General features: G+C 66.8%; 12 protein-coding genes. 6 read left to right on the top strand and 6 right to left on the bottom strand.

Annotated features, from left to right (window positions below):
• The first annotated feature begins 149 nt into the window (after nt 1–149).
• From ACSQ24_RS26425 to ACSQ24_RS26450, 6 genes are all read left to right on the top strand, one after another.
• The gene (locus ACSQ24_RS26425; protein WP_436097567.1) at nt 150–1,748 is read left to right on the top strand and encodes an ABC transporter substrate-binding protein; all 1,599 of its coding nucleotides are present in this window, start codon (nt 150–152) and stop codon (nt 1,746–1,748) included.
• A 27-nt stretch (nt 1,749–1,775) separates the two neighbouring features.
• Nucleotides 1,776–2,729 (top strand): ABC transporter permease, encoded by a 954-nt coding sequence (locus ACSQ24_RS26430; RefSeq protein ID WP_436097568.1) that lies wholly within the window; start codon nt 1,776–1,778, stop codon nt 2,727–2,729.
• Between the two features lies 1 nt (nt 2,730).
• Nucleotides 2,731–3,624 (top strand): ABC transporter permease, encoded by an 894-nt coding sequence (locus ACSQ24_RS26435; RefSeq protein ID WP_436097569.1) that lies wholly within the window; start codon nt 2,731–2,733, stop codon nt 3,622–3,624.
• A gap of 5 nt (nt 3,625–3,629) precedes the next feature.
• Entirely contained in the window at nt 3,630–4,667 is a 1,038-nt protein-coding gene (locus ACSQ24_RS26440) for an ABC transporter ATP-binding protein (protein WP_436097570.1), read from the top strand.
• Complete coding sequence (locus ACSQ24_RS26445) at nt 4,664–5,659, top strand: ABC transporter ATP-binding protein (protein WP_436097571.1); 996 nt, start codon at nt 4,664–4,666, stop codon at nt 5,657–5,659. The genes ACSQ24_RS26440 and ACSQ24_RS26445 overlap by 4 nt, the downstream gene beginning before the upstream one ends.
• A 169-nt stretch (nt 5,660–5,828) precedes the next feature.
• The gene (locus ACSQ24_RS26450; RefSeq protein ID WP_436097572.1) at nt 5,829–6,470 is read left to right on the top strand and encodes an alpha/beta hydrolase family protein; all 642 of its coding nucleotides are present in this window, start codon (nt 5,829–5,831) and stop codon (nt 6,468–6,470) included.
• A 194-nt stretch (nt 6,471–6,664) separates the two neighbouring features.
• Here ACSQ24_RS26450 and ACSQ24_RS26455 read toward each other — a convergent pair whose 3' ends face one another.
• From ACSQ24_RS26455 to ACSQ24_RS26480, 6 genes are all read right to left on the bottom strand, one after another.
• The gene (locus ACSQ24_RS26455) at nt 6,665–7,747 is read right to left on the bottom strand and encodes a hypothetical protein (protein ID WP_436097573.1); all 1,083 of its coding nucleotides are present in this window, start codon (nt 7,745–7,747) and stop codon (nt 6,665–6,667) included.
• Nucleotide 7,748: 1 nt separating this feature from the next.
• Complete coding sequence (locus tag ACSQ24_RS26460) at nt 7,749–9,284, bottom strand: class I adenylate-forming enzyme family protein (RefSeq protein WP_436097574.1); 1,536 nt, start codon at nt 9,282–9,284, stop codon at nt 7,749–7,751.
• Nucleotides 9,285–9,306: 22 nt separating this feature from the next.
• Nucleotides 9,307–11,061 (bottom strand): ABC transporter permease subunit, encoded by a 1,755-nt coding sequence (locus ACSQ24_RS26465; protein ID WP_436097575.1) that lies wholly within the window; start codon nt 11,059–11,061, stop codon nt 9,307–9,309.
• Nucleotides 11,058–12,134 carry an ABC transporter ATP-binding protein gene (locus tag ACSQ24_RS26470; RefSeq protein WP_436097576.1) on the bottom strand — a complete coding sequence of 359 codons (1,077 nt, stop codon included), beginning with the start codon at nt 12,132–12,134 and terminating at the stop codon, nt 11,058–11,060. The genes ACSQ24_RS26465 and ACSQ24_RS26470 overlap by 4 nt, the downstream gene beginning before the upstream one ends.
• Nucleotides 12,135–12,157: 23 nt before the next feature.
• Nucleotides 12,158–13,225 carry an ABC transporter substrate-binding protein gene (locus ACSQ24_RS26475; RefSeq protein WP_436097577.1) on the bottom strand — a complete coding sequence of 356 codons (1,068 nt, stop codon included), beginning with the start codon at nt 13,223–13,225 and terminating at the stop codon, nt 12,158–12,160.
• Nucleotides 13,226–13,288: 63 nt separating this feature from the next.
• The gene (locus ACSQ24_RS26480; protein WP_436097578.1) at nt 13,289–14,062 is read right to left on the bottom strand and encodes an enoyl-CoA hydratase/isomerase family protein; all 774 of its coding nucleotides are present in this window, start codon (nt 14,060–14,062) and stop codon (nt 13,289–13,291) included.
• Between the last annotated feature and the right edge of the window lie 110 nt (nt 14,063–14,172).

The following is a 14,172-nucleotide window of genomic DNA, read 5'->3' on the forward strand; positions in this document are numbered from 1 at the left end:
GGCTTTAGGCCTCGTCATCCTCGGGCGACCGCAGGTCGACCCGAGGATCTCCTGCCGGAGATGCCCGGGTCAGGCCCGGGCATGACGCCGGATAATGGCACGCCACTTGCTGAGCCGGTTCGAGAATTCTTCCAGATCGAAGGTAGCCGATGATCCGTTCCGCTCTCGCCTTGTCGCTTGCCGCCGGCGTCGCGCTGTTCGCGCAACCAGTTTCCGCTCAGGGTATCTTGCGCATCGGGATGACGGCGTCCGACATCCCGCTGACCACCGGCCAGACCGACCAGGGCGGCGAAGGCATGCGCTTCATGGGCTATACGGTCTATGACGCGCTGATCAACTGGGACTTGAGCAAGGCCGACAAGGCGTCCGACCTGATGCCGGGCCTTGCCACCAGCTGGGCGGTCGACGCTGCCGACAAGACGAAATGGACGTTTGTCCTGCGCGAGGGCGTGAAGTTCCACGACGGCTCGGAATTCACCGCCGAGGCCGTAGTCTGGAACCTCGACAAGCTGCTCAAGACCGAGGCGGCCCAGTTCGACCAGCGCCAGGCCGCACAAGGCCGCTCGCGCATTCCGGCCGTCGCCGGCTACAAGGTGATCGACAAATACAAGGTCGAGATCACCACGAAGGCGCCGGACGCGACGCTGCCTTACCAGATCGCCTGGGTGATGATGTCGTCGCCGGCGCAGTGGGAGAAACTCGGCAAGAGCTGGGAGGCTTTCGCCAAGACGCCGTCCGGCACCGGCCCCTGGCAGCTCACCGCCTTCCAGCCACGCGAGCGCGCCGAGCTCACGCCGTTCAAGGACTATTGGGACAAGGCGCGCGTGCCGAAGCTCGACAAGCTCGTGCTGCTGCCGCTGCCGGAAGCCAACGCCCGCGCCGCGGCGCTGCGCGGCGGACAGGTCGACTGGATCGAGGCGCCGTCGCCGGACCTGATCCCTTCGTTGAAGGGCGCCGGTTTCAAGATCGTCACCAACGCCTATCCGCATAACTGGACCTGGCATTTGTCGCGGGCCGAGGGCTCGCCCTGGAACGACATCCGGGTGCGCAAGGCGGCCAATCTCGCCGTCGACCGCGAGGGGCTGAAGGAGCTGCTCGGCGGCATGATGATCCCGGCCGAGGGATTCTATCCGCCCGGCCATCAATGGTTCGGAAACCCGAAATTCAAGCTCAGGCTCGATCAGGCCGAGGCCAAGAAGCTGCTCGCCGAAGCCGGCTACTCGCCTGCAAAGCCGCTGCAGACCCGCATCCTGATCGCGCCCTCGGGCTCGGGCCAGATGCAGCCGCTGCCGATGAACGAATTCGTGCAGCAGAACCTCGCCGAGATCGGCATCAAGATCGATTTCGAGGTGGTCGAGTGGAACACGCTGATCAATATCTGGCGCGCCGGCGCCAACCATGAATCCTCGCGCAAGGCGACGGGGATGAACTACACCTATTTCATCCAGGACCCCTTCACCGGGCTGATCCGGCATCTGCAATGCGATCTGAAGCCGCCGGCAGGCACCAATTGGGGCCTCTATTGCGATCCGGAGATGGACGCGCTCTTCGCGCAGATCCGCACCACCTTCGATCCCGTGGAGCAGACCAAGATCCTGCAGAAGACGCATGAGAAATACGTCGACGACGCGCTCTTCCTGATGGTGACGCACGACGTCAACCCGCGGGCGCTCTCGCCGAAGGTCAAGGGCTTCGTCCAGGCGCAGAACTGGTTCCAGGACTTCTCGCCGATCACCATGGACAAGTGAGGCGGCGATGAAAGCGCGGCGCCGGCCATGCTGATCTATCTCGCCAAGCGCATCCTCTATGTGCTGCCGGTCGCTCTCGGCGTCAGTGTGTTCTGCTTCTTGCTCGTCCATATCGCGCCGGGCGACCCGCTGACCTCGGTGCTGCCGCCCGACGCCTCGCAGCAGATGCAGGACGAGCTGCGCAAGATCTACGGTTTCGACCGGCCGCTGCCGGTGCAATTCGGGCTCTGGCTGTGGAAGGCGCTGCAGGGCGATCTCGGCACCTCGATCGCGACCGGCCGCCCGGTTGCCGCCGAGGTCTGGCGCGCCGTCGGCAACACCTTGCTGATCGCCTGCCTCGCCACCGTGATCGGCTTCGTGCTCGGCTGCTTCTTCGGCTTCGTCGCCGGCTATTTCCGCGGCTCCTTCCTCGACAAGTTCGCCTCGATGCTGGCGGTGCTCGGCGTCAGCGTGCCTCACTACTGGCTCGGCATGGTGCTGGTCATCGTGTTCTCGGTGCAGCTCGGCTGGCTGCCGCCGGGCGGCGCCGGGCCGGGCGGCTCGGCCGCCTGGAAATGGGACTGGGAGCATGTCAGCCACATGATCCTCCCGGCGGTCACCATGTCGGTGATCCCGATGGGCATCATCTCGCGCACCGTGCGCGCCCTCGTCGCCGACATCCTGAACCAGGAATTCGTCCCGGCCCTGCGGGCCAAGGGGTTGATGGATTTCGGCGTCTTCCGCCATGTCGTCAAGAACGCGGCGCCGACCGCGCTCGCCGTGATGGGCCTGCAGCTCGGCTATCTGCTCGGCGGCTCGATCCTGATCGAGACGGTGTTCTCCTGGCCGGGCACCGGCTTCCTGCTCGGCAATGCCATCTTCCAGCGCGACCTGCCGCTGCTGCAGGGCACGATCCTGGTGCTGGCGATGTTCTTCGTCGGGCTCAACGTCCTGGTCGACATCGTCCAGGGCCTGCTCGACCCGCGCGTCAGGAGGCGCTGAGATGAGCGCTGTCACCACCGGTGCGGTCCCGGTCGCGATCACGCAGCCGCTGCGCTCGCCGGGCTACTGGGCCGGCGTCTTCACACGCTTCAAACGCGACAAGGTCGCGGTCGGCGCCGGCATCGTCGTGCTGGCGATCATCCTGATGGCGGTCTTCGCCGACTATATCGCCCCAGCCGACCCGACGCGCTCCTCGATGCTCCGGCGCCTGCGGCCGATCGGTACGCCCGGCTATCCGCTCGGCGCCGACGAGCTCGGCCGCGACATGCTCTCGCGCCTGATCCATGGCGCCAGGCTGTCGCTGTTCATGGGCGTCGTGCCGGTGTTCATCGCTTTCGCCGTCGGCTCGGTGATCGGCGTCTCGGCCGGCTTCTTCGGCGGCAAGTTCAACACCATCACGATGCGGACGGTCGACATCTTCTACGCCTTCCCCTCGGTGCTGCTGGCGATCGCGCTGTCGGGCGCGCTCGGCGCCGGCGTCTTCAACTCGCTGCTCTCGCTGACCATCGTCTTCATCCCGCCGATCGCGCGCATCGCCGAGAGCGTGACGACGCAGGTGCGCTCGATGGATTATGTCGAGGCGGCGCGCGCCAGCGGGGCCGGGCCGGGCATCATCATCCGCGTCCATGTCCTCGGCAATGTGCTCGGGCCGATCTTCGTCTACGCCACCAGCCTGATCTCGGTCTCGATGATCCTGGCCTCGGGCCTGTCCTTCCTTGGCCTCGGCACCAAGCCGCCGACGCCGGAATGGGGGCTGATGCTGAACACGCTGCGTACCGCGATCTATGTCCAGCCCTGGGTCGCGGCGCTGCCCGGCGCCGCAATCTTCATCACCTCAATCTCGTTCAACCTGCTCTCGGACGGGCTGCGCTCGGCCATGGATGTGAAAGGCTGACCGGCATGTCGCTTGAAATATCAATTGAAGAGCGCGACCGCGGCGGCGCCGGCACGCCGCTGCTCGAGGCACGCACCCTGACCAAGCATTTTCCGCTCGGGCGCGGCGCCGTGGTGCGCGCCGTCGACGGCGTCGATTTCCAGGTGCTGAAGGGCGAGACGCTCGGCGTCGTCGGCGAATCCGGCTGCGGCAAGTCGACCACCGCGCGTGTCGTCATGCAGCTCATCCTGCAGGACAAGGGCGAGATGCTGTTCGACGGCGAAGCCGTCGGCAGCGCGGCGCTGTCGCTGAAGGAATACCGCCGCCAGGCGCAGATGGTTTTTCAGGACAGCTACGCCTCGCTCAATCCGCGGCTGACCATAGAGGATTCGGTCGCCTTCGGGCCGACGGTTCACGGCATTTCCAGGAGCGCTGCCATCGCCCGCGCCCGCGACCTGCTCGCCCGCGTCGGGCTCGATCCGGCCCGTTTCGCGGCGCGCTATCCGCACGAACTCTCCGGCGGCCAGCGCCAGCGCGTCAACATCGCCCGCGCGCTGGCGCTCGGGCCACGGCTGGTGATCCTCGACGAAGCCGTCTCGGCGCTCGACAAATCGGTCGAGGCGCAGGTGCTCAACCTGCTGATGGACCTGCGCGAGGAGTTCGGGCTGACCTACATCTTCATCTCGCACGACCTCAATGTCGTCCGCTTCATCAGCGACCGTGTCATGGTGATGTATCTCGGCGAGGTCGTGGAGATCGGCCCGGTCGAGGAGCTCTACGACGATCCGCGCCATCCCTATACGCGGGCGCTGCTCTCGGCGATGCCGTCGATGGACCCGGACAACCGGACGATGGAAGCCCCGCTCGCCGGCGATCCGCCGAACCCGATCAACCCGCCCGAGGGCTGCCGCTTCCACCCGCGCTGCCCGCAGGCGCAGACCGTCTGCGCCAAGGTGAAACCGGCGCTGACCCGGACCGGTGCCGGAGCGCGGCTCGCCGCCTGTCATATGGAGATCGCGGGATCGGGCCATAGCCGGGCGCCGGCGCTGGAGGATGCCGCATGAGCTCGGCTTCGACCAGCCCGCCGCTCGTCGTGATGGAGAACGTCACCGTGCGCTTCCGTGGCACGCAGAATGTCCATGCCGTCAACGGCGTCTCGCTGACGCTGGAGCCCGGCAAGGTGCTCGGCATCCTCGGCGAATCCGGCTCCGGCAAGAGCGTGACGCTGAAGACGCTGCTCAGGCTGCTGCCCGAGAGCCGCACCGATATCGGCGGCACGGTCATGGTCGACGGCCGGGACGTGCTGGCGCTCGGACCTCAGGAGCTCGCCGATTATCGCGGCCGCGTCACCTCGATGATCTTCCAGGATCCGATGCTGGCGCTCGATCCGGTCTACACCGTCGGCGAGCAGATCGCCGAGGCGATCGTCCGGCACGAGAAGATCGGCAAGAAGGCCGCGATGCAGCGCGCGCTCGAATTGCTCCAGCTCGTGCGCATTCCCTCGCCGGAGCGGCGGCTGAAGGCCTATCCGCACGAGATGTCCGGCGGCATGCGCCAGCGCGCCATGATCGCGCTGGCATTGGCGGCGCGGCCGAAGCTGCTGCTCGCCGACGAGCCGACGACAGCGCTCGATGCCACCGTGCAGATCCAGATCCTGCTGCTGCTGCGCCAGCTCCAGCGCGATCTCGGCATGGGCGTGATCTTCGTCACCCATGACATCGGCGTCGCCGTCGAAGTCTCGGACCGGCTCGCCGTGATGTATGCCGGCCAGATCGTCGAGACCGGCACGGTGCGCGAGCTGATCAGCGACCCACAGCATCCCTATACGCGCGGCCTGCTCGCCGCCAATCTGCATGGCGCCAGGAAGGGCGAGCGGCTCGAGGCCATCCCCGGCGCGCCGCCGGCGCTGAACGAGCCGCCATCCTCCTGCTCCTTCGCGCCGCGCTGCAAGCATGCCGAGGACCGCTGCCGCACCGGTTTGCCGCCGGCGATCGTGCTGGGCGAAGGTCGCATCGTGCGCTGCACCCGGGCGGAAGCGGCGCTCGCTCCGGCCTGAGGTCGGTTCTCCAAGCTCATCATCAATCCGAACACCCTTGGCCATGCCTCTCGGTCTTCCAGCCCGAGCGGCTGCGGAAAGCCTTCAAAGCGGAGGGGCTGCTGCGCTAGCATCTCGCGCCGATCGCAGAGCGAGGCAGAGAGCCTCGGCCCGAGAGCAGGAAAGCGTGATGTTTCTTTTCGATGGTCCGGGCCGGGCCAAGATTACCATTCTGCTGGCTCACGGAGCCGGAGCCCCGATGGACTCGTCATCCATGGCGGCAGCCGCCAAGGCTCTGGGCGAAGCGGGCTTTCGCGTCGCCCGCTTCGAGTTCGGCTATATGGCGGGCAGGCGGACGGGCGCGAGCCGCGTACCGCCTCCGCGCGCCGAAAAGCTGAAACCGGAATACCTCGCCGCCGTCGCCGCGCTCGGCACCAAGGGCGCACTCATCATCGGCGGCAAGTCGATGGGCGGCCGCGTGGCGAGCATGGTTGCCGACGAGCTCCTCGCTGCGGGTCGCGTCCGTGGTCTTCTCTGCCTCGGCTACCCCTTCCATCCCCCCGGCAAGCCGGAGCAGCCGCGAACACAGCACCTTGCCGACCTGAAGACGCCGACCCTCATCGTCCAGGGAACGCGGGACGAATTCGGCACCCGGGAGGACGTGTCAGCGTACAAGCTTTCACCGCTCATCGAGCTGTTATGGCTCGAAGACGGCGATCACGATCTGAAACCCCGGAAAACGATCTCCGGCTTTTCGACGGCCGACCATCTCAAGACCATGGCCGAGGCAGTTTCGAGCTGGGCTGAGCGCGTGATGGGCGAGCCCGGCTGACGGCAATTGCCGTATAAGGCCACCGGCCTTGATGACGCTGACGGTGCCCTCGCACTGATTGGAGCAAAATCGGTCGGGTGAAGTCCGTCGCCGATGCTCGTTCGGCCGTGCTTGGCCAATCGCTGATTCTCGCTCTTTCCTGGAAGCGGACCAGCGTCCAAGCCGTGCGAATGGTGCGTGGATGCAAGCTTTGCCTAGGCTTCGCGCATCAGCGCGGCGCGTAGCTCGAGCAGTTCATCGCAGATCGATTCCAGCTCCCGTACCGCAAACCCCACGCGAAGGCTGGGGACGTGTTCGCCGAGCTTGGTGGCCAGGATGCCCGTGAACTTGACCCAGCCATCGGGGGAGACGATCAGGCCGTTCTGCTCCTCGAAGGAGGCATTCCAAGTGATCGCCTCAGCCTCGCTGACGCCATCCGGAAGCTCCAGTTCGAGGCTGCCGTCGACGAGCCGGACCGGGTAGCCGCCAGGCAGCCCGTTCGGACCGGGGACATGGCCGCGCCAGGAGCGGCCGGCCGCCATCGCGAGCAGCATGGGGACCCCGCTCGCCCCCGAGATCTCGATGACCGGCTCGGGTGTGAGCTGGATGTCGGCGAAATGCCCGTAGACATCCTTGACCTCGACGCCATCAAGCCAGACGCGTGGTGGCCGCCCGCTACGCTCTTCGGGTCGACGGCGCCAGGCCGCGAGGTTCTGGTAATGCGCGAGGACCTTGACCTCGGCCCCGGGCGGCGTGGCGGCCGAGCCTGCGAAGACATTGGACAGGATCGCGACATTGCCCATGCCGCAGGCGACATCGTGGCCCATCGCGCGGATCATGCCGTTGACCACGTCGGGGAAGCCGCAATTGATCAGCGTCACGGGCTTGCCGCTGCGCGTGATCGCCGCGGCGACCCGCGAACTGAGCAGCGCCTGGAAAACCGCGGTGGCGCTCAGGCCGCCCTCGGCGACGAGCTGCGTCCAGGCATTGCCGCTCTGGGCGATAACCTGCGAGGTCTGGATCGAGGCGGCCTGCACCACGATGCGCGGAGCGGTCGCCGCGAGCATCTCGTCCGACGCGTCCGGGGCAAGCAGATCGACTGCCTGTGTCGTGAAGCGCGCCTTCTTGCCGAACAGTGCCGCGCGGGCGTTCGCGGCGGTGCGCAGCCAGTTCAGGCGCTCGCGATTGCGCCCGGCGATGATCACCTCGACCGGCTCGTCCGCCGTCGCGGCGATGTCGAAGGCGATCCGTGCGGCAAAGCCGCCGGTGCCCGAGATCAGGATGTCGCAAGCGGCCATGTCAGGGTCTCGTCGCCATCGCAGCCCGATCCCAGCAGTCGTCGAGCCGGGGCGAGAGCTTGTGCTTCATGATGCGCTGGCTCGCCGTGCGCTCGAACTCGTCGACGACGGCGATGTAGCGCGGGTTCTGGTAGGGCGCGAGGCGCAGCCCGAGCCAGCCGGAGAGCGCCTGCGGATCGATGACGATGCCATCGCGCGGCTTGACGAAGAGCTTGATGTCCTGCTCGCCGACATCGGCGGCGACGCCGATCATCGCGCAATCCTCGATCGCCTCATGCTCGGCCGCGACATGCTCGACCTCCCAGGCCGAAACATTCTCGCCCCGGCAGCGCACGCTGTCGGTTATCCGGCCATGGAAATAGAGATTGCCGTCGGCATCGAAGGAACCGAGATCGCCGGTGTGGAATCCATCCTCGCGCAACGCCTTCGCCGTCGCCTCCGGATTGTCGAGATAGCCGGGAAAGATGGCGCCGGGGATGCTGGTCTCGACCACGATCTCGCCACGCTCGCCAGCGGCAACCCGCCGGCCGCCGGTGTCGAGCAGCTTCACCGTGAACCAGGGCAGCGGCCGGCCGACCGAGCCCGGCACGCCGGTCACATTGCAGGTCGTGAGGCTGGAGGCCTCGGTCATGCCGTAGCATTCGCGGATGTCGATGCCGAAGCGGTCACGGAACTGCGGCCAGATGTCGGGCGGACAGCCGCCGCCCCAGGCGATGCGCACGCCATGCTCGCGATCGCGTGGCGACGGCGGTTGCTTCAGCAGGATCTGCAGGATGCCGCCGAGATAGTGGATATGGCTGGCGCCTTCGTCCCTGACCTGATCCCAGAAGCGGCTGGCGCTGAAGCGCTCGACCATGGCGAGCGTGATGCCGCTGATCATCGGCAGCGGCAGGAGCTGGGCGCCGCCGATATGGTAGAGCGGTTCCCAGACGAAGAAGACATCTGCCGGCTGCGCGTCGGACAGCCTCGCGACGCTCTCTGCCGCAAGCCGGAGCATGCGATGCGAGACGATCACGCCCTTCGGCCGGCCGGTGGTGCCCGATGTGTACATGATGGCGAAGACCACGTCGGCGGCCGGGGCCGGCTCGGGGAAGCGCTCGTTGCGGGCCAGGATGGCTTCGAGTTCGCCGCCCGGCGCATACAGTAGTTGCGGCAGTTCCGGCTCCGAGCCCATCGCCTCGGCGATCTGCGGCGCCAGCTCCGCATCGGCGACGACGAGGCGTGGCTGCGAGTGCGTCAGCAGGTAGCGCAGCCCCTCGCCGCGCTGCTGGGCATTGACCGGTACCCAGGCGACACCGGCCCTGGCCAAACCGAAAACCACGGCGATCGTGGCGATCGAGTTACGCATCATCACGGCGACCCTGTCGCCAGGCTTGATGCCGCGTGCCCTGAGATGCGCGGCGAAGGCGGCCGAGCGGCGTTCGAGCCCGGCATAGGTCACGGGCTCGCCGCAGAAGCGCGCATAGACGCTGTCCGGCTCAGCGGCAGCCCGCCTGGTCAGAAGGCTCACGAAGCCGTCGTCGTTGAAGGAGGTCATGCTCGGTCGTCGGCTCGGTCGATCAGGAGGAGGAGCGGAAGCGTTCCGCGAGCAGCAGCATCACCGTCACCACGACGAACACGACCACGGAGACCGCGGCAAGTGTCGGATTGAGCTGCAGGATCATGTCGTCCCACATCTGCTTCGGCAGGGTGGTCTTGATGCCGCCCGAGACGAAGATCGCGATCGTCAATTCGTCGAAGGAGGTGATGAAGGCGAACAGGAAGGCCGCGACGAGACCGCCCTTCACGAGCGGGATGGTGACGCCAGTCAGGGTCCGCAGCCGATTGGCGCCGAGCGTCGCCGCCGCCTGGTCGAGACGCTGGTCATAGGTCTTCAGCACGGCGGCGATGGTGACGAGCGTAAAGGGGATCGCCAGCACGGTGTGGCCGATGACGAGGCCAAGATCGGTGGCGATCAGCCCGAGCCGCGCAAACAGGTAGAACAGCCCGACCGCGATAACGATGCGCGGCACGATCATCGGCGCGAGGAAGAAGGCGAAGATCAGCCCGCCCCAGCGCGTGCGGCTGTTGGCCAGCGCCAGCGCCGTAAAGCCGCCGATGGCGGTCGCGGCAATTGCCGTGACGAAGGCGACCGCGAAGGAACGGATCGTCGCCTGGATCCACAGCGGCGAGCTGAAATAGGCCTGGAACCAGCTCAGGCCATAGCCGGGCGGCGGGAATTCGAGGAACTGCGAGGAGGTGAAAGCGAGCGGGATGACGAGCAGCGTCGGCAGCACCAGGAAGGCGATGACGAGCCAGCAGAAGCCGGGCAGCAGCAGATCGCAAACGCGCTTTCCGAGCAGGGATCGCGCCAGCGTCGCGAGATGGGCGGCAATGGTCGCGACCGCCGCCAGGACCGCCAGGCCGAGGTTGCGGATGCGCCCGGTGCCGACCTGGGCAGAGCCACCGGCGATGGTCGAGAGCCCGAAGAGCCTGTCGTAGATCACGCAGGAGACGAGCGCCGCCGCCAGCATCATCGCGGACAGCGCGCCGGCGAAAGACCAGTTCAGCAGCTCCTGCACCTGCGTGATGATGAGCTGAGCGAGCATGGTCTCCTGGCGCCCTCCGAGGAAGGCCGGCACGATGAAGAAGCCGAGCGAGGAGATGAAGACGAGCAGGCCGGCCGCCGCCACGCCCGGCAGCGAGAGCTTGAAATAGACCAGCCAGAAGGCGCGCGCCGGTGCGGCCCCGAGCGTCTGCGCCGCCTGGACCAGCCGCCGGTCGATACCGGTCATCACCGGCAGCATGGTCATCACCGCCAGCGGCACCATGGCGTGCACCATGCCGACCATGACGCCGAACTGGTTGTGCAGCAGCGGCAAGGGCTGGTCGACGATGCCGGAGCCGGTCGCCAGCGAGTTGATGATGCCGCTGCGCCCGAGCACGATCATCCAGGCGAAGGTCTTGACGAGATAGCTCGTCCAGAACGGCACCATGACGAAGAGCAGCATGCGGCCGCGAAACAGGTCGGGCAGACGCGCGATCCAGTAGGCGAGCGGATACCCGATCAGGAGCGACCAGACCGCGGTCCAGCCGGCGATGCGGAAGGTGATGCCGAGCACGCGCAGATAGACGTCCGTCGCGGCGATGCGCTGATAGGCGCCGGCCGAGAAGGCCCCGCTCTCCGAATCGACGACGCTCAGGCCGAGCAGCTGCGCGACCGGATAGACGAAGAAGACCGCCAGGAACAGGAGGCCGGGCACCGCCAGCCAGAGCGGGCCGAAACGCAATTTGCTGGGGCGCGCCGGTGCGCTGCTGAGGGTCACTGCGCTCATGCGACCAGCACCGCCTTGTCGCGCGACCAGCCGGCGACGATCCTCTCATCGATCGCGGGCACCAAATCGTCGGGGCCGAGCCGCAGCACGAGCGGGCTGCCGTCGTCGAGCGCAGCGATGACGCGCGTCTCGGAGCCGGCATAGACGACCTCGCTGACGCGGCCGCTCACGGCGTTGCCGTCCCCGGCGCCGAGACGCAGGTTCTCCGGCCGGATGACGAGGGTGGCGTCCTTGCTCTGGCAGCGCGCGCCGCTCGGCAGGGCGAAGCGCCCATGTGCGGTCTCGATCGCGCCGTTGCCGTCCCAGCGGCCGCGGAAGATGTTGGAGATGCCGATGAAATCGGCCGCGAATGCGGTGCGCGGGCGCTCGTAGATCTCGCGCGGCGTGCCGAGCTGCTCGATCCTGGCATGATTCATCAGGCAGATGCGATCTGACATCGCGAGCGCCTCTTCCTGGTCATGCGTGACGTAAACGATGGTGGCGCCGCTCTCGCGATGCAGCCGCTTGATCTCGATCTGCATGTGCTCGCGCAGTTTCTTGTCGAGTGCGCCGAGCGGTTCGTCCATCAGGATGATCGAGGGCTGGTAGACGAAGCAGCGTGCCAACGCGACGCGCTGCTGCTGGCCGCCGGACAGTTCGCGCGGGAACCGCCCGGCGAGATGGCCGAGATGAACCATCTCCAGTGTCGCCGAGACGCGGCTTGCGACCTCCGCGCCCGGGCGTCCGCGCATCTTGAGCGGGAAGGCGATGTTCTCGGCCACGGTCAGGTGCGGGAACAGCGCATAATGCTGGAAGACGAGCCCGATATCGCGCTGGTGAACCGGCGTGGCCGACTGGTCGCCGCCGTCGATCACGACCCGCCCTTCGCTCGCCTCGACCAGCCCGCAGATCAGCTGCAGCAGCGTGGTCTTGCCGGAGCCCGAAGGCCCCAGCAAGGTGAGGAACTCGCCCTCGGCGACGCTGAGCGAACTCGGTTCGAGGGCCGTGGTCGCGCCATAGCGCTTGCCAAGTCCTTCGATGACAAGCTTGCCCTCGACGACGAGCTTGGCCGCCTTCGGTTCGGTTGTGGTCATCCCGGCGCTCGCCGCCATCGGCATCAGGTCAGGAGCCAGGCGTTGAAGCGCTCGGTGACCTTCGAGCGATTGGCGCTCCACCAATCCTCATTGGCGATCGCCATCTGCTTCAGGTTCTCCGGCGAGGTCGGCAGGACTTTTGCGCGCTCGGCCGGAATGGTCTGATAAGCGTCGAGATTGGTCGGGCCATAGGCAAGGGCTTCGGTAAAGGCAGCCTGTGCCTTCGGGTCCGAGCAGAAGCGGATGAACTGGCGGGCGACATCCGCCTTCGGTCCGCCCTTCGGCAACCCCCAGCCCTCGATCGAGTAAAGCCCCTGGTTCCAGACGATCCTGGCGGGCGTGCCGCCGTCGATCGCCGCCTGCAGGCGCGCATTCCAGCCCGGCAGCATGTCGACTTCGCCGCTCTGCAGCAGCTGGGTCGATTGCGCGCCGCCGGTCCACCAGACCGCGACATGCGGCTTGATCTTGTCTAGAACCTTGAAGGCGCGGTCGATGTCGAGCGGGTAGAGCTTGTCGAGCGGCACGCCGTCGGCGAGCAAGGCCTGCTCGATCGTGTCGATGGGATTCTTGCGCAGCGCGCGCCGGCCCGGGAACTTCTCGACATTGAAGAAATCGGCCCAGCTCGCCGGGGCATTCTTCACCCGGTCGGTGCGGTAGGCGAAGATCGTCGAATAGACGTCCGTGCCCATGAACTCGGGCGAGATCGCCTGCGGCATCAACTTCGGCACATCGGCATGCGCGAAGCCGATCGGATCGAGCAGCTTCTGAGCCTTCAGGATGTCGCGGGCCGAGAGCGTCAGCGTGCAGACGTCCCATGTGTACGACTTGGTCTCGACCATCGCCTTGAACTGGGCGGTCGGCTCAGCTTCGCGGGCGACGTTGACGACCTTGTTGCCCGTGGCCTTCTCGAACGGGTCGTAAAAGGCCTTGCGGAAGGCCGGCCCGAACGGCCCGCCGGGATCGGCGACCGTGATCTGGGTCGCTGCCCGCGCGATCCCGGCGAGATAGGGCGCTGCGAGGGCGCCGGCGGCCGCGCCGCCCGCCAGTTGCAGCAGGGTGCGCCGCGTCGGCTTGGTCGTTCCGGTCGTCATCGTCTTCTCCCCTTTCAAGCGGTTTTCCGCATTTCCCCGTGGGTGATCAGATCGTTGCTCGCGTCAGGCGCTCTTGCGGGCGGCGCGAACGGCCAGGAACTGCTCCATCATCCGAGCCGGCTCGCCGGTGGCGTAGGCCGCGCGCTGGTTGCGGATGCCGGCGGCGAGGCATTCGCGGAAGCTCTCCTCCGTCACCTCGCGGAAGCGGGCCTTGTTGAGACGCATGGCGACGGGCGGCTTTCCGGCGAGCTCTTCTGCGAGAGCGAGGGCCGCCTCCATCACCTTCTGCCTCGGCACGATCCGGTTGATCAGTCCGATCCGGAAGCATTCGTCGGCATCCATCATTCGCCCGGTCAGGGTCAGGTCGATGGTCCGGGCGATGCCGATCATCTCGCGCATGATCCACGGGCCGGTCACCGAGGCGATGCCGGAATTGATCTCGGGCTGGCCCATGGTGACGCCATCATGGCCGATGCGCAGATCGCAGAGCAGCGCGACCTGGAAGGCGGAACCCGCGGCGACGCCGTTCAAGGCGGCGATGATCGGCTTCGAGAGCGAGCGGATGCGGTCATAGAGCCGCTCCCATTCGCCCATCCACAATTCGGCGCGGTCTGGATCGAAGGTCTTGGTCTCGTTGAGGTCCTGGCCGGCTCCGAAGGCGCGGTCACCGGCGCCGGTGAGGATGATGGCCCGCACGGCCTCGTTCGCTTCGAGCTCGTCGAGGCCTTCGACGAGCCGGGCCCGCATTGGCGCATTCCAGGCATTGAGGATCTGCGGGCGGTTGAGGGTCAGGATGCCGACCGCGCTGCGCACCTCGACCAGAACAGAGTCCTTCATACCGCCCTCCGATGAGTTTTTATTACAATACGATAACTTCTATTGAATATTCTGCGCGAAAGGCTCACCTTGTCAAGGCGCTTGGCCGCAGCCATTGATCGAGCCAGGAG

The organism is Allobosea sp. LjRoot237, assembly GCF_964253285.1.
Classification (GTDB): domain Bacteria; phylum Pseudomonadota; class Alphaproteobacteria; order Rhizobiales; family Beijerinckiaceae; genus Allobosea.

What these genes read in the sequence shown, in the direction of transcription:
- ACSQ24_RS26470 (WP_436097576.1), bottom strand. Translation starts at nt 12,134, where the DNA reads ATGACCACAACCGAACCGAAGGCGGCCAAGCTCGTCGTCGAGGGCAAG.
- ACSQ24_RS26455 (WP_436097573.1), bottom strand. Translation starts at nt 7,747, where the DNA reads ATGGCCGCTTGCGACATCCTGATCTCGGGCACCGGCGGCTTTGCCGCA.
- ACSQ24_RS26445 (WP_436097571.1), top strand. Translation starts at nt 4,664, where the DNA reads ATGAGCTCGGCTTCGACCAGCCCGCCGCTCGTCGTGATGGAGAACGTC.
- ACSQ24_RS26465 (WP_436097575.1), bottom strand. Translation starts at nt 11,061, where the DNA reads ATGAGCGCAGTGACCCTCAGCAGCGCACCGGCGCGCCCCAGCAAATTG.
- ACSQ24_RS26450 (WP_436097572.1), top strand. Translation starts at nt 5,829, where the DNA reads ATGTTTCTTTTCGATGGTCCGGGCCGGGCCAAGATTACCATTCTGCTG.
- ACSQ24_RS26425 (WP_436097567.1), top strand. Translation starts at nt 150, where the DNA reads ATGATCCGTTCCGCTCTCGCCTTGTCGCTTGCCGCCGGCGTCGCGCTG.
- ACSQ24_RS26430 (WP_436097568.1), top strand. Translation starts at nt 1,776, where the DNA reads ATGCTGATCTATCTCGCCAAGCGCATCCTCTATGTGCTGCCGGTCGCT.
- ACSQ24_RS26440 (WP_436097570.1), top strand. Translation starts at nt 3,630, where the DNA reads ATGTCGCTTGAAATATCAATTGAAGAGCGCGACCGCGGCGGCGCCGGC.
- ACSQ24_RS26475 (WP_436097577.1), bottom strand. Translation starts at nt 13,225, where the DNA reads ATGACGACCGGAACGACCAAGCCGACGCGGCGCACCCTGCTGCAACTG.
- ACSQ24_RS26435 (WP_436097569.1), top strand. Translation starts at nt 2,731, where the DNA reads ATGAGCGCTGTCACCACCGGTGCGGTCCCGGTCGCGATCACGCAGCCG.
- ACSQ24_RS26480 (WP_436097578.1), bottom strand. Translation starts at nt 14,062, where the DNA reads ATGAAGGACTCTGTTCTGGTCGAGGTGCGCAGCGCGGTCGGCATCCTG.
- ACSQ24_RS26460 (WP_436097574.1), bottom strand. Translation starts at nt 9,284, where the DNA reads ATGACCTCCTTCAACGACGACGGCTTCGTGAGCCTTCTGACCAGGCGG.